We start from the raw sequence: 24,430 nt of genomic DNA, 5'->3' as shown, positions 1-24,430 counted from the left end.
TGATTCACTAGTAAAAACATCTTGCACCCGCGCAGCTCGTGGGCAATTGAGTAAAGGAAGCGCGCGCAAGCTGCGTAGGAGAGTGATCGATGGGCGACCAATATGCCGGCACTTCGCGCCGACCCGGCGCGCGCCGGGTGCTGCTGCTGGACCTGAAGGACGACGGCGCAGCGATTGCGCAGTACGACGCGGCGCATCTCCCCGGGCATGTACCCGCAGCGGTACTCGCGAGCATTCGGGACGCGGGTATTCGAGACATGACGATCCACCGGCTGGGCACCCGGCTGGTTATGACGATTGAGACCGATATGTCGTTCGATCCCGCGGCCAAGGCAGTCACCGATGCCGCGAACCCCGAGGTGGAAGCCTGGGAAGCGCGGATGGACGTCTTTCAGCAGCGCCTAGCGTTCGCCGACCAGGGTGCGAAATGGGTCGAGGCTGCGTGCATCTTCGATCTTGCCGAGCAGCCCGGGGCCATTCCATGCGGTTGAACGGCAAGCGCGCGCTCGTCACGGCGGCGGGGCAGGGCATCGGTCGCGCGGTTGCCGAGGCATTTGTGCGCGAGGGTGCCGAAGTGATCGCCGCCGATATCGACGTCGCTCCGCTCGCCACCATCACCGGCATGACGCCGTTGCGGCTTGACGTGACCGACCGCGCGGCCATCGCGCTGTTGCCGCAGCAAATCGGCCCGATCGACATATTGTTCAATGGCGCCGGCGTCGTCCATGCGGGGACCATCCTGGAATGCAGCGATGCCGAATGGGACCAGGCGTTCACGCTCAATGTCACGTCGATGTTCCAGCTGATCCGCGCGTTGCTGCCTGGCATGGTCGAGCGCGGATCGGGATCGATCGTCAATACCGCGTCGGTGGCATCGTCGCTGATCGCGGTCCGCGGCCGGTTCGCTTATGGTGCCTCGAAGGCAGCGGTGGTGGGGCTTACCAAATCGGTCGCGGCGGACCATGTCGCCAGCGGTATCCGGTGCAACGCGATCTGCCCCGGCACGATCGAAACGCCCTCGCTGCTCGCCCGCATCCGCGCGCAAGCCGAAAGGACCGGGATCGGCTATGCCGAAACCTACCGTGCCTTCGCCGATCGCCAGCCGATCGGTCGCCTGGGACGCGTTGAAGAGGTCGCGGCGCTCGCAGTCTATCTCGCGTCGGACGAGAGCAGCTTCACCACCGGCACCGTATCGGTGATCGACGGCGGATGGACGGTCGAATGAGCCGCGTGACAGGGCTGCGCACGATCGACGTCCGGTTCCCGACCAGCGCGACGCTCGACGGTTCGGATGCGATGAACCCCGACCCCGATTATTCGGCGGCTTATGTCATCCTGGAAACCGATACGGGGATCGAGGGTCACGGGCTGACCTTCACGATCGGGCGCGGCAACGAGATCTGTGTCGCGGCGATCGAGGCGATGCGGCATCTGGTGGTCGGTATCGAGCTCGACTGGCTGCGGGCAGACCCGGCGCGGTGCTGGCGGCATTTGACGAGCGACAGCCAGCTTCGCTGGATCGGCCCCGAAAAGGGAGTCATCCACCTCGCGACCGGCGCGATCGTCAACGCATTGTGGGACTGGTGGGCGAAAATCGAGGGCAAGCCGGTATGGCAGCTGGTGGGCGAGATGACCCCCGCGCAGATCGTCGCTGCGATCGACTTTCGCTACATCACCGATTGCGTGACGCCAGGCGAGGCGCTGGCGCTGCTGACCGAGCGCGCCCAGGGCAAGGCCGGGCGGGTCGCGGCGCTGCGCGAAACCGGTTATCCCTGCTACACCACGTCGGCTGGCTGGCTGGGTTATCCCGACGACAAGCTGGCGAGGCTTGCGCGCGAGGCGGTCGACGCCGGGTTCCGGCACGTCAAGCTGAAGGTAGGGCGCGATCGCGACGACGATATCCGGCGGCTGCGCGTGGCGCGCGCGGTCGTCGGCCCCGACGTTTCGCTGATGATCGACGCCAACCAGATGTGGGAGGTCGACGAAGCGATCGATTGGGTCAACGCCCTCGCGTTCGCCGACCCCTGGTTCATCGAGGAGCCAACCAGCCCCGACGATGTCGAGGGGCACCGTAAGATCCGCCGTGGTATCGGGCGGGTGAAGGTGGCGACGGGCGAGATGTGCCAGAACCGCGTGCTGTTCAAACAGTTCATGATGCGCGAAGCAATCGACGTGGTCCAGATCGACGCCTGCCGGCTGGGCGGGCTGAACGAGGTGCTCGCGGTGCTGTTGATGGCGGCCAAATACGACCTGCCCGTCTGCCCACATGCCGGCGGGGTAGGATTGTGCGAATATGTCCAGCACATCGCGATGATCGACTATCTCTGCTTCGCCGGCACGCAGGAGGGCCGCGTGGTGGAATATGTCGATCATCTGCACGAGCATTTCGTCGATCCCTGTATCGTTCGCGGGGCGGCCTATATCGCGCCCGAGCGGCCGGGCTTTTCGATCGAGATGAAGCCGCAATCGCTAGCTGCATACCGTCACCCCGGCGGTGCGACGTGAACCTTGAGCTTGCGGGCAAGGTCGTGATCGTCACCGGCGGGGGCTCGGGGATCGGCGCGGCGACCACGCGCGTGCTGGCCGAGGAAGGTGCCGTGCCGGTGGTCGTCGCGCGCTCGCCGCTCGATGCCCGGTTCGCAGCAGATATCCGCCGGCTGTGCCCCCAGTTGATCTTCATCGCGACCGAACTTGCCGACATCGACCAATGCCGCGCAGCGGTCGCCGCGACGGTCGCGCGGTTCGGTCGGATCGATGCGCTGGTCAACAACGCCGGCGCGAACGATGGCGTTTCGCTCGAGGCTGGACCCGAGGCGTTCGAGGCATCGCTTCGCGCCAACCTGGTCCATTATTACACGATGGCGCACCTGTGCCTTCCCCATCTGCGCGCAGCGCGAGGTGCGATAGTCAATGTGTCCTCCAAGGTCGCGCTGACAGGGCAGGGCGGGACCAGCGGCTACGCCGCCGCCAAGGGGGCGCAGCTGGCGCTGACCCGCGAATGGGCGGCGGCGCTGGCGAGCGACGGCATCCGCGTCAACGCGGTCGTGCCGGCGGAGGTGATGACCCCACTATATCGGCAATGGGTCGACGCGCAGGTTTCGCCCGACGCGAAGCTTGCGGCGATCGAGCGCAGCATTCCGCTGGGACACCGCCTTACCACCGCGCGCGAGGTCGCTGATACCATCACCTTCTTGCTTTCGCCGCGCGCGGGGCACGTCACGGGACAGTGGATCGTCGTCGACGGTGGCTATACCCATCTGGATCGCGCGCTCGGGTGAGTCGCTGCCGTCGAGGTCCGGCAAAGGCGTCCGCGGAAACAGGAGAGTAGCCATCGCCCGCGCGCGTATCGTCCTGCCGGTCATATTGATCACCAGCCTCTTCTTCCTGTGGGGGATGGCGAACAATTTGAACGACATCCTGATCACCCAGTTCAAGAAGGCGTTCGTCCTGACCGACCTCGAAACGGGGCTGGTACAATCGGCCTTTTATCTGGGGTATTTCGTGTTCGCGCTGCCGGCGGGGCTGCTGATGCGCGCCTATGGCTACAAGGCTGCGGTCATCTTCGGGCTGGGGCTCTACGGGGTCGGGGCGCTGTTGTTCTATCCCGCAGCGCAGGCGGCGCAATATGGCTATTTCCTCGCCGCGTTGTTCGTGATCGCGGCAGGGCTGGCTTTCCTCGAAACCGCCGCCAATCCGCTCATCACGGTATTGGGTCCCCCCGAAACCGCCGCGCGTCGCTTGAATTTCGCGCAGGCGTTCAACCCAGCCGGATCGGTCACTGGGCTGCTGATCGGCAAATACGCGATCCTCTCGGGGATCGAGCATAGCGGCGCTGCGCTCGGCGCGATGCCCGAGGCGCAGCGGCAGGCGTTCCTGCTCGCTGAAACCCGCGCGGTGCAGGGTCCATATATCGCGATCGGCATCTTCGTGCTCGCCTGGGCGGCACTGGTGGCGGTGACGCGCTTTCCGCCGGTGGCGACGCGCCCTGTGCAGGATGACAGCGCGTCGATCGGCTGGCGCCAATCGATCAGCGGCCTGTTCGCGCGGCCGCGTTTCCTGTTCGGCGTGGCGGCGCAGTTCTTCTACATCGGCGCGCAGGTTGGGATTTGGAGCTTCACGATCCGCTATGCACAGGCGGTCACCGGCATCGGCGAACGCTCGGCGGCAAACTGGATCATCGCCGCGACGGTGTTGTTCCTGGTAGGGCGGTTCGTCGGCGTGGCTTTGATGCGGCGGGTCTCGCCCGTCCGGTTGATGGCAGCCTATGCCGGGTGCAGCGTCGTGCTGGCGCTTGGCGCGGTGCTGCTGCCCGGTGTGGCGGGACTGGTCGCTTTGACCGCGATCAGCTTCTTCATGTCGGTGATGTTCCCGACGATCTTCGCGCTCTCGGTCGAGGGGCTCGGGCCCTATGCCTATACCGGGTCGTCGCTGGTCGTCATGGCGATCGTCGGTGGCGCGGTGCTGACGCCGGTGATGGGCGCGGTCTCGACGATCGCGGGGATCCGCGCTGCCATGCTGGTCCCGGCATTCTGCTTCGCGATCGTCGGCACCTATGCCGTCAGCAACCTGCGCGCCGCGCGCTCGATATGATTTGCGGGGGGCCTCCGGCCGGAAAGTCAGGCCAGACCGCTCCCCTCGAGACGGACGACGGGTAGCGATCCTCCGGCGGGGCGTGGGGGCAGCGTCAGCATCAGGCCGCTCGCCGACCGGCGCATCGCGACCTCGCCGCCGCCCAGTAAGGTGGCGCGTTCGATACGGCCAGCGGCGCGGGTGCCCAGCGCCGCGATCGTTACCGGCCCATCGGGCCAGCCGAGCAGGATGACGTTGAGCGCGCCGCCTGCGGTAGTGAAGCGAACGTCGTGCGCGCCAAGCTTCGCCGCCTGGTCCTCGTTGTGCATGCCCCCCGACAGGTCGGTTGGCCCTTCGCCATAGATACGCCAGGGCCGGGTGTCATAGATCGCCGAACCGTTGACTCGCAGCCACGCACCGATCTGATCGACGATCCGCTCCTCCTCGCTATCGATCGTTCCGTCACCGCGCAGCGGTATCGACAACAGAAGATTGCCGTTCTTCGACACGACATCGGCCAGCCGCTGGAGCACCTGGATCGCCGGGACATAGGATTTCTCGAGGTATCGCGCCCGATTATAGTGCCAGTCGCCGATACAGGTGCAGGTCTGCCAGGGTTCGTCGCGCAGCCGGTCGGAAAAGCCGCGTTCGATATCCTCGACCATCGCCTGCCGTTGGAACGCCGAGAGCACCTTTGCCGTCAACACGACATCGGTGCGACCGGTGCGGCGCACACTGTGGTTGTAATAATGTGCAAGCGCTTCGAGCCCTACCGAGCCGAAGGGCAGCCCGTAATCGTCGAAATAGACGAGGTCGGGATTGTAGCGTTCGATCAATGTCTTTTGCCGCGCGAGCCAGCTCGTGACGAACCCCGGATTGGCGGCAGGCGCGAATTCCATCCAGCGCCCGCTCGTGGCGGCGGTCCAAGCCTCCATCTGCGCGATCGAGCTGAAACCGTCGGGCGGCGCCATTACCGCGCCGGTGTAGAGCGCCTGCGGATCGAGGCCGTCCCACCACGTGCCGCGGCCGCCCGCCTTGGTCAGCCGGGCGGCGTCGTAGCGCTGGCCGGCGCGCGGTCCTTCGGGATCATACCCATAGGCGGTCTGCCACCAATGCCACGCATGGCTGGCATGGTTGCTGACTCCGAAGCGAAGCCCCTCGCCGCGGATCGCCTTTTCCCAGCCGCCGACGATGTCGCGCCTGGGGCCGACGCGGGTGCTATTCCACGGGTGCGGGCTGTCGAACAGGTCGAGATTGTCGTGGTGGCACGCCATGCCGACGATGTAGCGCGCGCCCGCCGCCTTGTAGCGGCGGACCAGCGCGCCCGGATCCCAGGCTTCTCCCGTCCACGCGCCGATGATGTCGAGGAAGCCGGTATCGGCGGGGTGGCCATAGGTGCTGCGATGATGGTCGTAGAAGCGGTTCCCCTGCTGGTACATCTGGCGGCCATACCAGTCGCCCGCCTCGGGCTGGCATTGCGGCCCCCAATGCCCCCAGATGCCGAACTTGGCATCGCGGAACCATTCGGGCACCGAATAGGCCTCGGCGAGCGAAGACCAGTTGGCCTGGATTCCCGGCGCGGTCTGCGCGCCTGCGGCGGTCGCTGCCGACAAGGCTGCCGATCCGGCTAGGAAGGCGCGGCGCTTCATGCTGCGGCCCTGCGTGATCGCTGGGCGAGAAACTCGCTGTGCGTCGGCATCGCGGCAACTCCGCGCCCGATCAGTGCGCGCATGCGGGTCAACGTCTCGGCGATCTGCGGCGCGGCTTGCGCCGCGACCGGGTCGGGCTTGCGCGGCCAGAGGCCTTGGCCCAGCATCACTGCAGTCCAGCTGGGTTCGCGGAACAGTTCGCCGGGATCAAGCATCAGCCGTCCGTGTACCGCGAACAACGCGATCCGATCGGCGAGCGTCTCGGGGATCGCCATCGTGCGGACATGGTTCCACAACGGTGCGTCGTCGCGCCGCGTCAGATGATAGTGCAAGATGATGAAGTCGCGCACCGCTTCGAATTCGCGCGTCATCAGCCGGTTATATTCGGCGGTGGTAGCTGGATCGAAATCGCCGTCGGGAAACAGCGACATCAGCGTCACGATCCCGCGCTGGACCAGATGGATGCTGGTCGATTCAAGCGGCTCGAGGAACCCTGCGGCGAGCCCGAGCGCAACGACATTCCCGTTCCAGAAGCGGCGGCGCATGCCCGTCGTGAACCGCAATAGCCGCGGTTCGGCGGTCGGCTCGCCATCGATCGCCGAAAGCAGGTCGGCGGTCGCCTCGTCGTCGGACAGATAGCGGCTGCTATAGACATGGCCATTGCCGACCCGGTGCTGCAGCGGAATCCGCCATTGCCATCCGGCGGGGCGCGCGGTCGAACGGGTAAAGGGCAGGGTAACCGCATCGGCAACGCTCGGCACCGCGACCGCGCGGTCCATCGGCAGCCAGTGCGACCAATCGGCATAGCCGGTTTGCAAGCTCTGCTCGATCAACAGCCCGCGAAAACCCGAGCAGTCGATGAAGAGATCGCCTTCGATTCGCTGGCCGTCGGCGGTGACCACGGCGGCGACATACCCGCGCGCGTCGCGCTCGACATCGACGATGCGGCCTTCGATGCGGGTGACTCCGCTCGCGATCGCTCGGGCGCTGAGGAAACGGGCGTAGCGCACGGCGTCGAAGTGCAGTGCATAGGCCATCCGCGAATGGACATGTGCCGGGTCGTCGACCGGCCGGATGAACCGGCCTGCATAGGCGGCTTGCGTCACCAGCGAATAATCCGCCAGCGCACCCTCGCGCGCGGAAAGCCAGTGCTGGTGGAAGGGAATGCCGTTCAGGTCTGCACGGAAATGCCCGAACGGATGGAAGTAGCGTTCGCCGATCGCCCCCCAGTCGCGAAACTCGATGCCAAGCTTGTAAGTGGCGCCCGTCGCCTGGACCAGTTCGTCCTCGTCTATGCCGAGCAGGCGGTTGAACTGAAGGATCGGCGGGATCGTCGCCTCGCCGACCCCGACGGTGCCGATATCGACCGATTCGATGAGCGTCGTGGCGCAAGCCGCCGCTTCGAATTGATGCGCGAGCACCGCAGCCGCCATCCACCCCGCGGTTCCGCCGCCAACGATCACCACGCGCCGTACCGGTCCTGCAGCCATCGATATCCTCCCCGGCGTCTTCTATCTATGTTCACCGATAGCGAGAGTTTCGCAAATATGAAAGTCGCGCTTGCGTTGGGCATATTTGAAAGTTAGATGCGTAGGTGATAAACAATTCGCCGAACCGAAGCGGAAGAACCGCTCTTGTGTCGGCATTAGGGGGGACCTGATGCGCATCACCGTGACCATGTCGACTGCAGCGCTGCGCAGCAGCGCGTCGGCGATCGCTATGGCATTGTTCGGCGTTGCCATGCCGCAAGGCGCGTTGGCGCAAGAGGCGCCTCCAGCAGCCGGCGTTGCCGACCCTGCCGAGCGGCAGGATGAAGCCGCAGCGACCGACGAGATCGTAGTCACCGGGCTGCGTCAATCGCTGGCAAGTGCGCAGGCAATCAAGCGCGAGGCGGACCAATTCGTTGATTCGATCACCGCACAGGACATTGGCCGGCTGCCCGACGTCAACGTTGCCGAGGCGTTGCAGCGCGTATCGGGCGTGCAGATCACGCGCAACCGCGGCGAGGGCAGCGGCATCGCGGTCCGTGGTTTGACGCAGGTGCGCACCGAACTGAACGGTCGCGACATCTTCTCGGCCAGCGGCGGGCGGGGACTTTCATTTGAAGAAGTCGGCTCCGAACTCCTCGCCGGGGTCGATGTTTACAAGAACCCGGCGGCCGATCTGGTCGAGGGCGGCCTGTCAGGCACGGTGAATCTCCGCACGCGATTGCCGTTCGACCAGACAGGCCAGCTAATCGCGGTGACCGGGGGCGTTACCTATTACGACTTGATCGAAAAAAGCGGTCAGCAGCTCTCGGGGCTATATAGCAACCGTTGGGATACCGGGATCGGCGAAATCGGTTTCCTCGCCAATGTCGGGTATCAGACCACCTCGTTCCGCGAAGACCTGGTCGTCACCGAGCCATTTTACCAGCATGGCCCCGCCGCGCCGGGAGTGCAGACGCCGATCAACGGGTTCGAGAACCAGACCGTGTTGTTGCCGCACGGCGGCGGGTTCAGCACTGCTTATGGCGATCGCGAGCGGCTGAGCGGTGCGGTGGCGCTGCAATGGCGTCCGACGGCGGGGCTGGAATTCTACGCGCAATATTTCCGGGCGGATTACAAGTTCAACGAAGCGGGCAATTCATTCTTTGCCTATGGCGCGGATGCGCCGCCGTCCCCCGATCGTCCGTTTACCGTCGACGACAACGGTATCGTCCGCACCGGCTATCTTTCCAACCCGGGCACCGATTCGGTCAATTTCGGGACGGTGCGCGACACCAGCACGACCGACATTTCGGGCGGAGTCCGCTGGGATGTCACCAGCAATCTGCTTCTGACGGTGGATTACCAGCATATCGATTCGACCGTCGAGCAGACGACGATGAACCTGACCGCAAGCGCGTTGAACCCGCGCACCAGCGTGCCGGGTTCAGGCCAAAGCTATGACCTGTTTGTCGACATCAGCGGCGACGTGCCGGTGTTCCAGTCGACCACGCCGGGATATTTCGGCAACCTTGCCAATTACGGTATGACCGCGATCCTGCCCTATGGCGAAAAGAACGACGCGGCGGCGGATGCGCTGCGCGCCGATCTGACCTGGGACTTCGGTGATGACGGGTTCATCCGCGACGTCCGCGTCGGCGGTCGCTACACCGAAAAAAGCGCGATCAACCGCAACACCACCTATGGCACCTGGTCGGCGATCGGGCAGAGCTGCGCCAACTGGTCGGGCGATTGCACGCGGCTTTCGGAATTCCCGCAATTCGCGCAGCCCGGCCCGTTCCAGGCCGATCTGCTGCGCGGCAGTGCCCGCAATACCGTGTTCGGCCCGGTGTGGCAGTTTGCCGACAATCTGGTGACGAATCCGCAGGCCGCGTTCGATGCGGTGCGCCAGGCCACCGGCCAGGAAATCGGGTTCCGCGACTATGAGTCGCCCGACGCCTTTTTGGGCACGATCAACGAAAAAACCTATGCCGCCTATGTCCGCGTGGGATTTGGCGGTGAGTTGGGGACGGTGCGCTTCGATGGTAATGTCGGGGTGCGCGCGGTGCGGACCGAGACGCTGGCATCGGGCCGCCGCCTGCTGACGTATCGCGATCCCGCAGCAACCGGGGGCGTCGGCACCAACGTTCCCAACATCATCATCGACGAGGATTTCAGCGGCGGGCGCAATTTCGACCGGTATCTGCCAAGCGCCAACATCAAGGTGAATCTGACCGAGGAGCTGATCCTTCGCGGCGCGTTTTCGCAAAACTTCGCGCGCCCCAGCTTCGCGCAGTTGAACCCGCAGTTCAATCTGCAGCCAAGCTACACCGATGCCGGCGAGGTGCGCGCGCTGGTGCCCAACGTCGCGACGCCGGGTACGCCCTATGACCCGGTGACCAACCCGTATGTCGGCACCGGCACCGCGCTTGGCGATCCGAACCTGAAGCCCGAGGAAGCGACCAGCTATGACCTGGCGCTGGAATGGTATTTCGACAATGTCGGGTTCGTGTACGTCACGGGTTTCTACAAGAATTTGAAGAACCTGCTGGTCGAACGGGCGGCGGCGCCGGTGTTCGAGCAACTGCCAGGGGTGGGCAATGTCCGCTTCAACGTTCGCCGCTGGGTGAACGAATCCGAAGGCTATGTTCGCGGGTTCGAAGTCGGCGGGCAGAAATTCTTCGACTTCCTACCGGCACCGTTCGACGGGCTGGGGGTGCAAGCCAACTACACCTTTGCCGACAGTGACGCCGGCGTCACCGCGGCCGGCGACATCAACAGCACCACCGAAATCAGCGTTCCGCTCGTCAACCTGTCGAAGCACAGCTACAATCTGGTCGCGCTGTACGACAAGAACGGGCTGAACATGCGTGCCGCCTATAATTGGCGCAGCAGTTTCCTGGAGGGGACGGCGAATACCGGCACGCAGAACCTGCCGATCTTCGGCGAGGCCTATGGCACGCTCGATGCGTCGATCACTTATGACGTGACGTCGCAGTTCGCGATCACCGTCGATGCGCAGAACCTGCTCGATACCGCATTCAAATCTTACCAGATATTCGATGATCGCCCGCGCGATTATGGCATCAACGATCGCCGCTTTTCGGTCCGCGCCCGCGTTAAATTCTGAGACACGCGATTTCTGCTCCCTCACTGGCCGGACGAACCTTGGTTTGCCCGGCCAAATTTTTTGCGCGTTGCCGCTCGACGCACCGCCTGCTTTAGTGATCCCGATGACCGACCTTGCGATCCCCACGGACCAGACCGAGCCACCGTCCGACGACGACCGCCGTTACAAGGCGCCCGCGCTCGAAAAGGGGCTCGACATCCTCGAGCTGTTGGCGGCCGAGAAGGAGCCGCTGACGCTGACCGGAATCGTCAACCGGTTGGGGCGCTCGCATGGCGAATTGTTCCGCATGGTCCAGGTGCTCGAATATCGCGGTTATCTCGAACAGGACCCGGTAAGCGACGGCTATCGGTTGACCGACCGGCTTTTTTCGCTGGGGATACAACAACCGCGCACGCGCAATTTGATCGAGTTGGCATTGCCGATCATGCGCCAAGTCTCGCTCGAATGCGGACAGGCGTGCCATCTGGCGCTCCATTCGCAGGGTGAAATGGTGGTGGTGGCGCGAATGGAATCAAGCGAGCAGCTCGGCTTTTCGGTGCGCGTTGGCTATCGCAAGCCGCTGATGCAGGCGGCATCGGGGCTGGTGCTGTACGCCTTCCAACCCGATGACATTCGCGCACGCTGGGAAGCGCTGTTGACGCCCAAGCCCAAAGCTGCCGAGCTCGCGGCCTTTCGCGCGTCGGCCCAAGAGGTGCGCGAAAAGAAGCTCGGCATGACCCCCAGCAAGTTCGTCGCCGGCGTATTCGATATATCCGCACCGGTGCTACGCGGTGGCGCAGCAGCGGCTGCGCTGACGATGCCTTATCTCGAAACATTGCAGCCACGAGTGTCTAAGGAACATGCTGCGCAGGTGATCCGCACCGCTGCCGAAAGCATCGCCGAACAACTGGTCGAAGGCGATAACCGGGTGTGATCGCGTCAGTCGACGGGGTCGCCATAGACGATTCCCCGCCCATCGGTGCCGACATACAGCCGACCGAAGCGCTTGGGGTCGCCGACGATGACGCGGATACGGTTTCCCCAGCGGTGGGCATCGTCGTTGATCCGGGTCCAGCTTTGGCCGCCATCGGTCGATCGATACAGCCCGCGTATCGCGTCGATCGATCCCCAGGCGAAGACTGCCGGATCGGCAGCACCAGGCGCAGCCTTGCCGAGGGTAACGATGTCGATCTTCATCTTCTGCGCTGCCCGAACGAAACGATCGCCGCCGTCAGTGGAGCGCCAAAGTCCGTCCCCCACGCGAAGCCATAGGTGGCCCGCACGTCCCGGCTCGGCCAGTAGCGCGAGCGGCGATTCACGGTTGCGCGGGGCGGATGCCGACAGATTGTCGGGCAGGCCGCTATTCTCGACCTCGACGAAGCTGCGCCCGCCGTCGTTGCTGCGCAGGAATCGACCGCCGGCATAATCAGCCGCGTAAAAGACCCGCGCGTCGACCTTGTCGGCGACGACGCGGGTGTTGCCCGGCAAGCCTTGCACCGCCTGCCAGCGCGCGCCGCGGTCGGCCGATACCAGCGGGGTGGGGGTTGATACGAGGAACGCCTTGCCGTCAGCCGCGACCACGATCGGGCTGTTGCCGTCTAGGTCCTCACGCGCCTTGCCGGGCAGTTGCGCCACCACCGGCTTCCATCGGTGTCCACCGTCGTCGGACCAGGCGAGCGTCGCGCTCACCGGTTGGCCGGCATGGCGATTCCCCGACCGGACCAGCACATGGGTCGCCTTCCCCGCCCAATCGAGGTTGTTGGTGTTGGTGAGGTGCGGGTTGAGGTGCATGACCGGCGGCGATTTTTCGAGATCGTCATGGACGAAGCCCGCAATGTCGCCGAACCCCGATACCAGCGGGGCACCAGCGCCGGGCGATGCCAGCGTGATGATCGCGGTCTGCTCGATGCCGCGCACCCAGGGCTTCCAGCCGACATTCGCCGCATCCCCGTCCGCGGTGGCATAGACGGTTGCCCCGGTCGTGTAAGCGATGCGGCGCGGGTCGAACGAATCGATCGCGACGCCCGCGATCCAGTGGCCGAATTCGGCGCGGGCTTGCCCTTGCCGAAGGAAAGGACTGGTGCGAACATCGCGGGCCGAGCGCGCGCCGATATCGACCCAGCTATCGCCGCCGTCGGTCGATCGCCAAAGTGTGTCACCAGGTTGCCAGCGGTTCATCGTCGACACCGCGACCGTGTTGCCAGCGACCGATAGCCCCATATAGCCGCCTTCGGGCCGGTTGGCGCGTTGGTCGGGCGTGATATCGCTCCACCGCTCGGCGTCGATCGCGTAGCGCCAGACCGCGCCGTCGGTTACGCCGTTGGGGCCAATACCGTTAGCGTATGCGACGAACAGCCGTCCGCGTCGATCGACCACCGCCTTGACCGGCAGCAGCGTGGCCTCGCCTCCGGCAACCTTCGCCCAATGCGTGCCCCCGTCGTTCGAGCGATACATCCCCCGATGGCTTTTATCGGCAACCCCCGCGAACACCGTGCGACGGCCGGGGCGTGGGTCGAACACGATGAAGGCAATGCCGGCATGGGTGCGCCGCCCCTCTGGCGCGCCTAGCCCTGCATAGGGAAAGCCCCGCAGCTTGCGCCAGGTAGCGCCGCGATCGTCGCTGCGCTGCAGGCCATCGTGGCGTGATCCGAACAGCAGCGTCGCCGGTGCGTGCGGGTCGATCGCCAGCCGCTCGCCCAAACCGCGGCCGTCTTCATTGCCCCCCATCGCGAAACCGACGGGGGTGATCGTCCAATCGGCGCCGCGATTGTCCGAGCGCAGGATCGCCGCCGCCCCCCCGCGATACATGCCTGCGGCTAGATAGACGCGGTCGCGATCGACAGGATCGGCAGCGATACTTTCGACCCCCATATAACTGCCTTCGGCCAGCCCGTCCTGAAGGGGTATCCAGCGATCGGCGGACCCATCCCAGCGATAGGCGCCGCCCATGTCGGTCCGCAGATATGCCAGCCGCGGTTCGATCGGGCTGAACACTAGGTTTGGCGCAAACCCGCCAGCCCCAACGGTTACGTTGCGCCATCGATAGGCAGATCCTTGCTCGGGGTCGGCGGCGGTTGCCGGTGCGATCGCCAGGGCGAGCAACGGTGCGAATAGCAGGCGGAGCGTATGGAGCATTCCGGCCTTATGACGCACGGATGTATTTGTTCACAGGGAAAAACGGCTTGCACACTTGGGAGGCTTCCGGCACCAACGCGCGGCGCCGATAGAAGCAACAAACCGCCGTACCGGGAGAATGATCGCGATGAAGATGCCGAAAACGCTGGCGGGCATCGTGATCGCGGCATCGACACTTGCTGCGGCACAAGCGAGGCAGGTGCGCGAACCGGCGATGCCGCGGATCGCCACCGAAAATGGCCGCCACGCGCTGATGGTCGACGATGCGCCGTTCCTGATGCTGGGGGTGCAGGCGAATAATTCGAGCAATTATCCGGCGGTGCTGCCGCAGGTGTGGCCGATGGTCGAGCGGGTGCATGCCAACACGCTGGAGATTCCGGTCGCATGGGAACAGATCGAACCGGTCGAAGGGCAGTTCGATTTCAGCTATCTCGACGCGCTGTTGCCACAGGCGCGCGAGCGCGGCGTTCGGCTGGTGCTGTTGTGGTTCGGGACGTGGAAGAACACTTCGCCGGGCTATGTGCCGACATGGGTGAAGACCGATAACCAGCGCTTTCCCAGGATGCGGACCAAGGAGGGCAAGGCGCATTATGCCCTTTCGCCGCACCATCGCAGCACGCTGGAGGCCGACAAAAAGGCGTTCGTCGCGCTGATGCGCTATCTGAAGGAGCGCGATCCGCAGCATAGTGTCATCATGGTCCAGCCCGAGAATGAAGTCGGCGTCTATGGCCAGAACCGCGACCATTCGCCCGAGGCGAACCGGCTGTTCGCCGCGCCGATCCCGCAGGCGCTAGGCCAGGCGACCGACAAGCGCGGCACCTGGACTCAGGCGTTTGGCGATGGGGCCGAACAGGCGTTCAACAGCTGGTACACCGCGCGCTACATCGACGAGATCGCGGCGGCTGGGCAGGCGGTGAAGGATCTGCCGATGTTCACCAATGCGGCGGTGGGCGACCCCTTTGCGCCGCCGGGCAAATCGGGCGGCGCGAGCGGCGGCCCCGACTGGCAGGTGATCGATGTCTGGAAGGCCGCCGCGCCCCATATCGATGCGGTGGGGCCGGATCTGTACGGGCGCGATGCCAAGAATTACCTCAAGTTCCTCGACCATTATGACCGGCCCGACAATGCGCTGATCGTTCCCGAAACGGGCAACGCCGCCGAGTTCGCGCGCTTTTTGTGGCCGGCATTGGGGTATAACATGATCGGGTGGGCACCGTTCGGTATGGACCTGACCGGCTATTCGAACCATCCGCTGGGTGCCGCCGAACTCGATCCCGCGACGCTCGATGCGTTCGCGTCGAAATATGCGCTGCTGGCACCGATGGCGCGCGGCTGGGCGCGGCTGGCCTATCGCCACCTCACTTGGGGTACGGCCAAGGGTGCGCCCGAGGAGCAGCAGACCCGGCAGTTCGGCGCGTGGCGGGTGTCGGCTAAATATGGCGAATGGCAGTTCGGCAGCATGGATTCACCCTGGCTGAAAGCGTCGCCGCCACCGACCGCCGATCAGCCGGTGGGCGGTGCCGCGGTCATCCACATCGCGCCCGACCAGTTTCTGGTGGCGGGCAGCGACGTCCGCATCAGCTTCGCCAAGGCCGAAGAGAGCGCGTCGGCGACCGGGCTGATGCTCAAGGTGGAGGAGGGGACGCTGGCCGATGACGGCAGCTTCCGTTTCCGCCGGATGTGGAACGGCGACCAGACCGATTATGGATTGAACTTCACGCGACAGCCGGTGTTGCTGCGCGTCACGATGGGAACCTACCAACCATGACCATGTTCCGCACGTTGCGCCTGACGGCCTTGCCGCTGCTGGCTTCGGTGGCGCTGCCCGCGCTGGCAGTTCCCGCATTTGCCGCCGATGTCGACAAGATCAAGGGCGGCGTGGTCGTCACCCCCGATACCGGCCCGGCCAAGCGGGTGCGGGTGCTGGTCTATGGCCCCGATCGGTTCCGGGTGACGGCGGTGCCCGACACCGACCTGAAGCTGCCGGCCAGCCTGATGGTGACCGCGCAGCCCAGCGGCGATTTTACGGTGACGCAGGCAGACGGGCTGGTCACGGTGAAGGCGGCGAGCGCATCGGCGGAGATTCGGCTGGCCGATGGCCATGTCCGCTTCCGCGACTCCGCTGGCCGGGTCACGCTGGATGAATCGCCGCGCGGCGGGTTCGCGCCGCTGCGGATCGAGGGCGAGGACTTTGTCGCGGTGAGCCAGCAGTTCAATCGCGGCACCGATGAAGGCTTTTACGGGCTGGGCCAGCACCAGAACCGGCAGATGAATTACAATGGCGAGGACGTTGAACTCGCGCAGCATAACATGGACATCGGCATCCCCTTCGTCGTGTCGACCAAGAATTACGGGGTGCTGTGGGACAATAACGGCATCACCCGCTTCGGCAATCCGGTGCCCTATACGCCGGTGGGCGAGGGGATGCAGGTGACCTCGGGCGGCGCGCCGGGATGGAAGGCGCAATATTATCTGGGCGATCGGCTGGCGGTGACCCGCACCGAGCCGGTGATCGATTATCAATATATCGAGGATCAGGCGAAATGGCCCGAGGCGGCCAAGGCGCAGACGGTGGCGGCGACCACCGGCCAGAACACCGCCGGCAACGCGATGCAGACTCAGCGCGTGGTGTGGACCGGCACCGTCCGGCCCGATCAGACCGGCATGCACAAGTTCCGGCTATATTCGTCGAGCTATGTGAAGGTCTTTGTCGACGGCAAGGAAGTGCTGAACCGCTGGCGGCAGAACTGGAACCCCTGGTACCATAATTTCGAACTGCCGATGACCGCGGGCAAGCCTGCCGATGTGCGGATCGAATGGGAGCCCAATGCCGGCTATATCGCGCTGGAGCATAGCGATCCGCTGGCGCAGCCCGACCGCCATTCGCTTTGGATGTCGTCCGAAGTCGCGCATGGCCTGGATTATTATTATGTCGGCGGTGCCGATATGGATTCGGTGATAGGCGGCTATCGCGCGCTGACCGGCAAGGCGACGCTGATGCCGCGCTGGGCCTATGGTTTCTGGCAAAGCCGCCAGCGCTATGAAACGCAGGAGCAGTTGCTGGGCGTGGTGCGCGAATATCGCAAGCGCCGGCTGCCGATCGACAATATCGTGCAGGACTGGTTCTATTGGCCCGAGGATCAATGGGGCTGCCATTGCTTCGACCCGCAACGCTTTCCCAAGCCGCAGCAGATGGTCGATGAAGTCCATGCACTCGATGCGCGGATCATGATTTCGGTCTGGCCCAAATTTTATCCCGAGACCAAGAACGCCAAGGAGCTGAACGCCAAGGGTTATCTGTACCAGGGCAATCTGGCGGCGAATGAAAAGGATTGGGTGGGGCCGGGATACCGCAACACCGATTATGATCCCTATGCCCCCGAAGCGCGCGAAATCTATTTCCGGCAGATGAAGGAAGGGCTGGTCGACAAGGGGTTCGACGCCTGGTGGATGGACGCCACCGAGCCCGACATTCATTCCAACCTGTCGATCGAACAGCGCAAGGACCGGATGGGGCCGACCGCGATGGGACCGGCGGCCGAGTTCTTCAACAGCTTTCCGTTGATCCATGCCGAGGGCGTGGCCAACGGCCTGGTGCGCGACGAGCCGAACAAGCGGCCCTTCATCCTGACCCGTTCGGGCTATGGCGGCATTCAGCGGACCAGTTCGGCCTTGTGGTCGGGCGACGTGGCGTCACGCTGGGACGATCTGCGCGACCAGATTTCGGCCGGCGTCAACGTGTCGATGTCGGGCGTGCCCAATTGGACGCATGACATTGGCGGCTTTGCGGTCGAAGATCGCTATAGCAAGAAAGACCCGGCGCATCTGGCCGAATGGAAAGAGCTGAACGTCCGCTGGTTCCAGTTCGGCGCCTTCTCGCCGCTGTTCCGCAGCCATGGCGAGACGCCGTTCCGCGAAATCTATGAGCTGGGGGAGGGCGATCCGGCGACCTATCGCGCGCTCGAAAGCTATGACAAGCTGCGTTACCGGTTGCTGCCCTATATCCTGTCGACCGCGGCGGCGACCTATCACCGCGACGGCACGATCATGCGCGGGCTGGTGATGGACTTCGCCGCCGATCGCAAGGCATGGGACATCGACGATCAATATATGTTCGGCCCCGCATTCCTGGCCGCGCCGGTAACCGAGTATAAGGCGCGCAGCCGGCAGGTATATTTGCCCGCGGGCACCGGCTGGTACGACTTCGCAAGCGGCGCCTATGCCAAGGGCGGGCGGACGATCACGGCGGCGGCACCGCGCGACCGGATGCCGCTCTATGTGCGGGCGGGATCGATCGTGCCGACCGGGGCGGACGTGCAATCGACCGCCGAACAGCCCGACGGGCCGATCGTGCTGCACGTCTTCACCGGAGCCGATGGGACGTTCACGATGTTCGAGGATGACGGCCTGACCCGGCAATATCTGAACGGCCAGTTCGCCGAGATTCCGGTCAGCTGGAACGAAGCCGCAAAGACGCTGACGATCGGCGCGCGCAGGGGTAGTTTCACCGGGATGACGAAGCAGCGGGCAATGTCGGTGCGCTTCCATACCCCGCGCCTGGCGGCGGCACCCGATTTCACCGACAACGCGGCTACCGGGTTCGTCTATGACGGGCGGGCGGTGAGAATAGCATTGGGTGGCCGGCCTCGAATCGACTGACCTGGCGAGGGCAGGGTATGCAGGCGATCGCAGAAAGGAAGCGCGGCTAGCCCAACCGGGCATCTTCAGTGGTTCTCAAGTGGCAATACGGCTCGGCTCGGGCCGTTTCCGCTTGCCTGCAATTGCGTCTGCCGCTGCTACAATCCGTCCAGCGTCTCGCGGGTGTCGGCAAGCGCGAAGTCGACAAGATCTTTCATCGCCTGAAACGCCGCGGTCGGGTCGCGGTCAGCAATCGCGTTATAGACCGCTATGTGGTCGGGCATAGGATCGCGTGGCGTAGCTTTGCCACGGCTGACCAGATCGGACGTCCAGCCTACCGCTGCGGTTATCCCCGCGCTGAGCGTTATCAGCGCGTCATTCCGCGACGCTGTAAGTATGGCGGCGTGAAAGTCTCTATCCGCTGCCCGGCCCTCCTCGTTAAAGACGCTAAGCCGCCCCATGCTGTCGAGGGCGTGGCGAAGTCGTTCGATGTCCGCCGCATCATGTCGTTCAGCCGCAAAGGCGGCTGCCGCCGGTTCGATCACGGCTCGGATCTCGAAGAGGCTGCGGAGTAGATGCAAATCGGGGTTGTTAGCCAAGCCCCACGCAAGGACGTCGGGATCAAGCATGTTCCAGCGGTTACGAGGAAGGACGCGCGTTCCAAGCTTTCTCCGGCTCTCCACCAGGCCCTTGCCCGTCAGGACCTGTACCGCTTCCCTGTATACCCCCCGCGATACCCCCAGCTTCTCGGCAAAAACAACCTCGCCAAGCAAAAACTCTCCCGGACGATAGGCACCGGCCAGAATGGAACGGCCAAGTTCGTGGGCGACTGCGCCGCGCACGCGCCGTGCCTGTGGTTGGGAACCAACAGTTTCCTCAGCCTCGCCGGTCATACTTATAGAGTTCCTCGCCCTTCTGGTCTTGGTCGTGCGTCAATCGTACGAGTCCGATCTCGGATATTACAGGCGCACTGTTGCAGAAGCGTTCGGTGCTCGGAAAATATACGCGTGGGTTTGAAGCGCGTCCAAGCAGAAGGTGGGGGGCGGATATCGCCCTTGCGTGCCACACCGCTCTCGCCAGGCAGGATCAGGTCAGTGGCCCATTGCCGACCGGGGGATCGAATAGCGGCACCCCGGCGCTGTCATAGCGCACCCGCTGGATGCGCGTATGGCGATTGGGGTCGAACAGCGGATCGCCGGTGATTTTCTCGTAATCGCGTGCGTGGAACACCAGCATGTCGCGGCCTTGCTCGTCCATCGTGAAGCTGTTGTGCCCCGGTCCGTAGATGTTGTTGGTTGGCGAGGTCTGCATCACCGGCACCGGCGACTTGGTCCACGCCCGTGGGTCCATGATATCGGCGTCGTCGCGCGCGGTTAGCATCCCCAGGCAATAGCGTGCGTCGGTAGCGCTTGCCGAATAGGTCATGAACAGCCGGCCGTTCCTGGCGAGCAGCGCAGGGGCTTCGGCGACCTTGAACCCGCGGATTTCCCACGGAAGCTCGGGGATCGTCAGTCTCGCCGGCTTGGCGGCCAGCGTAAGCGGCGTGGCGAGGGGCGCGAGATACAGATTCGAGTTGGTCTCGATCCCCGGCTCGCGCTGCGCCCAAGCAAGATAGCGGGTGCCGCGATGGACGAAGCTGGTCGCATCGAGGTTGAAGCTGTCCCATGGGGTTTCGAGTTGCCCCAGCAACGCCCATTTGCCCGTCATCGGATCGGCGCCGTTGCACGCGACGACATAGGTGCGAATGCGGAACACATCTTCGCCGCCGCCGGGGCGCGGCGGGGGACCGCGCCCGGTGGAGGTCAATCGAGCGAATAGCGGACGCCAAGCGCAAAGGTTCGGCTGAGCAGCGTAGTATCCAGATTGAACTGGTCGGGGTTCCCGCCGCGCGCGAGCCCGTTATCGATACGCTGCGCGTGCAGCTGGCCCGTCTCAAGCGAAGCGCCGGATCGAGCCCGAGCAAGGCAGTTGCACCTGCGCAGATTGCGGCGGGGCATGCGCCCGCTGGGCCAGGACAGCGACGAGATGCTCGATGCCGTGCCCGTCCAGGGGCGCGTCGTGCGCACCATCCGCCCCAAGTATAGCTGCAGGGCTTGCGACAAGATCGTGCAGGCGGCCGCCCCGGTGAAGGCGATTGTGCCCGGTAAAGCCACCTTCGCGACGCCGACCCATGTCGTCGGCAAGTGCGATCATCGCCTGCCGCTCTACCGCCAGGCTGAAATGATGGCAGCACCGGGATCGATCTGGATCGATCGACGCTCACCGGTCGGCGGCTGAAGTTCAGACGCAGCATTTGGCTTCGGAGCGTCCAGCATTGGTCTTCTCAGAGCTGAACTCCTGCTACTTCGCAATCCGGCTCGCTTCGTACAGATTGTGGATCTTAAAACGCCTTTCGTAGCGTCAGGTTGACCGTTCGCCCCAACGGATCGAGCAGCGCGGGTTGGAAAGCGATCGGCGTCGCACCCGCTTGGTCGCGCACCTGCGGGCGGGCGTTCAGAAGGTTGCCGACGCCGAGCGTCACGCGGGTCCGCTTGATCCAAGCTGGTGCTCCTGCGCCCCCGAAGCGCTCAGCTGGGTTCAGGAATAGGTTGAGGTCGACCCGTCCGAAGTCGGCGAAGGCAAGGTCGCCTGTTCCGCCCAGCCCGCTAATCCGGGTCGCGCTCTGCCAGTTCACGCCAAGGCGCGCGCCAAGCCCCTTTTTGAATACCCCAATCTGGAACTCAATCTCGTGCCCCCGCCGTCCCCCGCGCAGATCGGTGGCGAAGCCATCGAGCCGGTCGAGGGTCGGCCCGCCTTCCACCAGCGTCAGCGAATCGGTCAGCGTCCAATTGTGGTAGAGGCTGACGTAGAAGCGGCTGCGCATGGTTTCGCCCCGACGCGCCGCTGCGCTCCCGGGCTCGGCGGACGCAAATACGACTGTGGCGTTGGGATTTTGTCGGCGGGCGTGGGCTTCCGCCTCAGCCGCGCTCGAGAAAACCCGCGTCTTCATGGTCGTACCCGGTGCAAGCCCGGCGGTCGGGTCACCGAGCGGCCGGGTGAAGTTGATGCCCGTGCGCAATTGCCGAGTCGTCGATTGCGCGAAGTTGATCGGACGAGCATCTATGGTCGTCAGGCGACCCGCGGTGTCACGCGAAAACCGGTTTGGAAAAGCCGACTCTAGCGCCGGCGTAAGGACAGGGAAGGCGGCGATCGGGTTGTCGATCCGCGTGTCGACATAGTCGACGCTGAAGAAGAGGTCGGTGCGTTTGATCGGTGCGACGTTCAGGGCGATGCGCAGCACCCGGCGGTCGTCCGCGACAAGATCGGCGTTCCCACCGAACACGCGCGGCACATCGACCGACGTGCCGCTGGCGAAATCGAAGAAGCGGAATGCCGGGGTGACGATCGTCGGCGCACCAAGCTGTTCGACGGTCGGCGCACCCTCCTCCTGCGTCACGGATGCGACGAGGTTGATCGAGGAAATCGGAGACCAGGTTAGCGCGGCCCCGGCCGTCGACAGCGTGCCTACGTCCGACAGTCGTTCCACCTCGGCGCTGATATTCGCCGACAGCGTGCCAATCGCGCCCGCGCTCGTAATCGGCACGTCGACGCTTCCGCGCGCTGCCGCCCGGTCGCGACCGAGTCTGGTAAGGCTGAACACGTCGTCGCGGTCCGAGGAACCGCGAAAGTCGCGCGTGCCGACGCCGCCGCCGATGCTGGCGGTGACGGACCCTGCAGGTAAGGTGAACAAAGGGCCGCTCATGATCAGATCGGCATCGGCGATCGCATTTACCGAACGGACGCGGTCGTGCGAATCCATCGGGTCGTTGCCATCGGTCAGCACGGTCACCGCCGTGCGATCATACCCGCCGGTGAACGACCACAGCCACCGGCCCACGCGTCCATCGAACACGGTTCCGATCCGGCCCCGTCTACTCCGCGTGCTACGCTCGAGTGGCTGGTCGAGAGCGGCGGGACCAAGGAGCGCCGTCAGGTCGCTTGCCTCGAACTGCGCGTTCAGCGACGCGCCGATTTCCGTCGTCAGCGGCGCGCCGATCACCCCGTTGAGCGAGAAACGCTCGGCTTGCGGCAACAGTGTGCGAAGGTTGCCGCTCCCCTGAGCGCCACCGGGCTGCAGCAACTCACGCTCGCTTTCCAGCAGAGACGACGTTCGGTTGTAGCTGGCGCCAATCCCGAGCCGGGTGTCGCCGCTGAGGATTAGCTGATCTGCGGTCAAACCGCCGGTCGCCGTCCCGCCCTCGGTCGGCACCAGCGCGGTCGCCTGGGTGACGAGCGAGCGGAAGTTTGGAAGGGTGACGATGTTCACCACCTTCTGGTCGGCGCGAAAGCCGTAGCGCAGCGCCAGTTCTTCCGGAAAGACATCCATCCGCTCGATCGCTTCGGTGGGTATCCGGGCGATCTCGGCAAAGCTCGAGACGCGGCGGCCGTTCAGGAGCGTCACCGGACCGGCATCCGAGCGTCCGCGATTGCTGCGGGCCTGCGGCGCGATCGCCTCAAGCAGTTCGCTCACATCGGTCGCCCCAAACGCGCGCACGCTGAGCATGTCGAAACTCCGCTCCGCCGGCACGTCGCCAATCACTGCCCCGCGCGCTCGATCGCTGGTGACGACGATATCGCCGTTCCGGGCTGGAGGTTGGCCGGTCTGCGCGGGGGGATTGTTGCGAAACCGCTCTTCAAGCTGGCGCTGGACCTCTGGCGGCAGCGGGTTGCCCTGCGCATCGCGGAAAATCATTTGCGGCCCCGGAGCGCGGGGCGGCGACGCCCGCGTCGCGCCGGCCCGCGGTGCGGTCTGCGGGGCGGTGGTTGCGGAAGGCGCAGTCACGGGCGGGCGTTCTTGCGCAGCAGCTGGCGCCGCGAACAGGGAGATTGCCGAGACTCCTACGTACCGTTTCGCTTTTTGCATCGCTGCTGCTCCCCCTTCGATTGGACCGACGGGAACCTTCAAGCAGCAGACCGTAGCCTCGCGATGTCGGGTGCGTAGCAGCGGCGGATACGCAAATGCTACAAAAGCGCGCTATCGATGCTTGCTCATGGCCATCCTTCCCAAGCTCGCGGAGACCATCCTCGTCGTCGATGACGACACCAGCATCCGCGACGCGCTTGCCGAATTTCTTACCGCGCATGGCTATTGCGTGCGGGCTGCAGCCGACGCCGCGGCCTGCGAACGGGCGCTTGCGGTCGCGCCGGTCGACCTGATCGTACTCGACGTCATGATGCCCGGTGAGGACGGACTGTCACTGTGCCGCCGCCTGGCGACGGGTGGCCGGCCGATTCTGATGCTGAGCGCACTCGATGGTGTCACGGACCGGGTCGTTGGTCTTGAGGTCGGCGCGTGGGATTATCTAGTGAAGCCGTTCGAGCCGCGCGAATTGCTCGCTCGCATCCGGGCGCTCCTGCGCCGGCCGCGAAGCGAAGCGCCGGCGACCGCGCCACCAAGCGGCGTGACTTTCGCCGGCTGGTATCTCGACATGGACGAACGACGACTGCGCGATCCGGCCGGGCGCCCGCTGGTCCTAAGCGAAGGCGACCACGCGCTGCTTGCAGCGTTTGTGCAACGACCGGGCCGGGTGCTCAGCCGCGATTCGCTGCTTGATCTGGCGCGTGGCGTCGATGCCGCTGCCTATGACCGCGCGGTCGACATTGCGATCAGCCGGTTGCGCCGCAAGCTGGCCGACGGGGATCCTGCGCCGCTGATCGAAACGGTGCGCGGTGTCGGGTATCGCTTCACCGCTACGGTGCGACCAGCTTGACCGCGCGCGCGAAACGCCCGCGAAGCGCGGTCGCGGCTATTGGCGGCTTCGGCATCGGCGTGGCATTGCTGAGCGTGGCCGCTACCGCTGCAATAGTGTTGATCGCGCCGGAAC

General features: G+C 64.8%; 16 protein-coding genes and 1 pseudogene. 11 read left to right on the top strand and 6 right to left on the bottom strand.

The window, feature by feature from the left end; all coding sequences use genetic code 11:
- Positions 1–89: 89 nt before the first annotated feature.
- The 5 genes from OKW76_RS04420 to fucP all read left to right on the top strand — a co-directional run bounded on the left by OKW76_RS04420 (position 90) and on the right by fucP (position 4,590).
- Positions 90–491, top strand: coding sequence for an L-rhamnose mutarotase (locus OKW76_RS04420; RefSeq protein ID WP_265551484.1), 402 nt, complete (start codon positions 90–92; stop codon positions 489–491).
- The gene (locus OKW76_RS04415) at positions 482–1,225 is read left to right on the top strand and encodes an SDR family oxidoreductase (RefSeq protein ID WP_265551483.1); all 744 of its coding nucleotides are present in this window, start codon (positions 482–484) and stop codon (positions 1,223–1,225) included. Before OKW76_RS04420 ends, OKW76_RS04415 begins: the two co-directional genes overlap by 10 nt.
- Positions 1,222–2,505, top strand: coding sequence for an L-fuconate dehydratase (locus OKW76_RS04410; protein WP_265551481.1), 1,284 nt, complete (start codon positions 1,222–1,224; stop codon positions 2,503–2,505). The genes OKW76_RS04415 and OKW76_RS04410 overlap by 4 nt, the downstream gene beginning before the upstream one ends.
- A complete protein-coding gene (locus tag OKW76_RS04405) occupies positions 2,502–3,278 on the top strand; it encodes an SDR family oxidoreductase (protein ID WP_265551478.1) in 777 nt (258 codons plus the stop codon). Before OKW76_RS04410 ends, OKW76_RS04405 begins: the two co-directional genes overlap by 4 nt.
- Before the next feature lie 85 nt (positions 3,279–3,363).
- Positions 3,364–4,590, top strand: a complete 1,227-nt coding sequence (fucP, locus tag OKW76_RS04400; protein ID WP_416221843.1) for an L-fucose:H+ symporter permease — start codon at positions 3,364–3,366, stop codon at positions 4,588–4,590.
- Positions 4,591–4,616: 26 nt separating this feature from the next.
- Here the strand turns inward: fucP and OKW76_RS04395 are convergent, their stop codons facing one another.
- Complete coding sequence (locus OKW76_RS04395) at positions 4,617–6,218, bottom strand: alpha-L-fucosidase (protein ID WP_265551476.1); 1,602 nt, start codon at positions 6,216–6,218, stop codon at positions 4,617–4,619.
- Positions 6,215–7,708 (bottom strand): tryptophan halogenase family protein, encoded by a 1,494-nt coding sequence (locus tag OKW76_RS04390; protein ID WP_265551475.1) that lies wholly within the window; start codon positions 7,706–7,708, stop codon positions 6,215–6,217. Before OKW76_RS04390 ends, OKW76_RS04395 begins: the two co-directional genes overlap by 4 nt.
- 169 nt (positions 7,709–7,877) lie before the next feature.
- Here OKW76_RS04390 and OKW76_RS04385 point away from each other — a divergent pair, with 169 nt between their 5' ends.
- Both OKW76_RS04385 and OKW76_RS04380 read left to right on the top strand, forming a co-directional pair.
- Positions 7,878–10,814: a TonB-dependent receptor gene (locus tag OKW76_RS04385; protein WP_265551473.1), complete on the top strand. Its 2,937-nt coding sequence runs from the start codon at positions 7,878–7,880 to the stop codon at positions 10,812–10,814.
- A gap of 103 nt (positions 10,815–10,917) precedes the next feature.
- Positions 10,918–11,727: an IclR family transcriptional regulator gene (locus tag OKW76_RS04380; protein ID WP_265551470.1), complete on the top strand. Its 810-nt coding sequence runs from the start codon at positions 10,918–10,920 to the stop codon at positions 11,725–11,727.
- A 5-nt stretch (positions 11,728–11,732) separates the two neighbouring features.
- Here the strand turns inward: OKW76_RS04380 and OKW76_RS04375 are convergent, their stop codons facing one another.
- Positions 11,733–13,928: a WD40/YVTN/BNR-like repeat-containing protein gene (locus tag OKW76_RS04375; RefSeq protein ID WP_265551469.1), complete on the bottom strand. Its 2,196-nt coding sequence runs from the start codon at positions 13,926–13,928 to the stop codon at positions 11,733–11,735.
- Positions 13,929–14,055: 127 nt separating this feature from the next.
- Here OKW76_RS04375 and OKW76_RS04370 point away from each other — a divergent pair, with 127 nt between their 5' ends.
- Both OKW76_RS04370 and OKW76_RS04365 read left to right on the top strand, forming a co-directional pair.
- Positions 14,056–15,696: a DUF5597 domain-containing protein gene (locus OKW76_RS04370; RefSeq protein ID WP_265551467.1), complete on the top strand. Its 1,641-nt coding sequence runs from the start codon at positions 14,056–14,058 to the stop codon at positions 15,694–15,696.
- Entirely contained in the window at positions 15,693–18,587 is a 2,895-nt protein-coding gene (locus OKW76_RS04365) for a TIM-barrel domain-containing protein (RefSeq protein WP_265551465.1), read from the top strand. The genes OKW76_RS04370 and OKW76_RS04365 overlap by 4 nt, the downstream gene beginning before the upstream one ends.
- Before the next feature lie 137 nt (positions 18,588–18,724).
- On the opposite strand, the gene OKW76_RS04360 is transcribed toward OKW76_RS04365, so the two are convergent.
- Entirely contained in the window at positions 18,725–19,459 is a 735-nt protein-coding gene (locus tag OKW76_RS04360) for a FadR/GntR family transcriptional regulator (protein WP_265551462.1), read from the bottom strand.
- 199 nt (positions 19,460–19,658) lie between these two features.
- A pseudogene (locus tag OKW76_RS04355) lies at positions 19,659–20,336 on the bottom strand (family 43 glycosylhydrolase); the annotation flags it as partial.
- A 225-nt stretch (positions 20,337–20,561) separates the two neighbouring features.
- On the opposite strand from OKW76_RS04355, the gene OKW76_RS04350 reads away from it, so the two are divergent.
- The gene (locus OKW76_RS04350) at positions 20,562–20,843 is read left to right on the top strand and encodes an IS66 family transposase zinc-finger binding domain-containing protein (protein ID WP_265551460.1); all 282 of its coding nucleotides are present in this window, start codon (positions 20,562–20,564) and stop codon (positions 20,841–20,843) included.
- 103 nt (positions 20,844–20,946) lie between these two features.
- Here OKW76_RS04350 and OKW76_RS04345 read toward each other — a convergent pair whose 3' ends face one another.
- Positions 20,947–23,298: a TonB-dependent receptor gene (locus OKW76_RS04345; RefSeq protein WP_265551459.1), complete on the bottom strand. Its 2,352-nt coding sequence runs from the start codon at positions 23,296–23,298 to the stop codon at positions 20,947–20,949.
- Positions 23,299–23,596: 298 nt separating this feature from the next.
- Between OKW76_RS04345 and OKW76_RS04340 the strand changes: the two genes are divergently transcribed.
- The gene (locus OKW76_RS04340; RefSeq protein WP_265551457.1) at positions 23,597–24,316 is read left to right on the top strand and encodes a response regulator; all 720 of its coding nucleotides are present in this window, start codon (positions 23,597–23,599) and stop codon (positions 24,314–24,316) included.
- Positions 24,317–24,430: the final 114 nt, after the last annotated feature.

It is taken from the genome of Sphingomonas sp. S1-29 (genome assembly GCF_026167545.1).
Taxonomy (GTDB): domain Bacteria; phylum Pseudomonadota; class Alphaproteobacteria; order Sphingomonadales; family Sphingomonadaceae; genus Sphingomonas.
The sequence above is the reverse complement of the archived record's forward strand: the minus strand, read 5'-3'. Positions and strand labels throughout refer to the sequence as shown.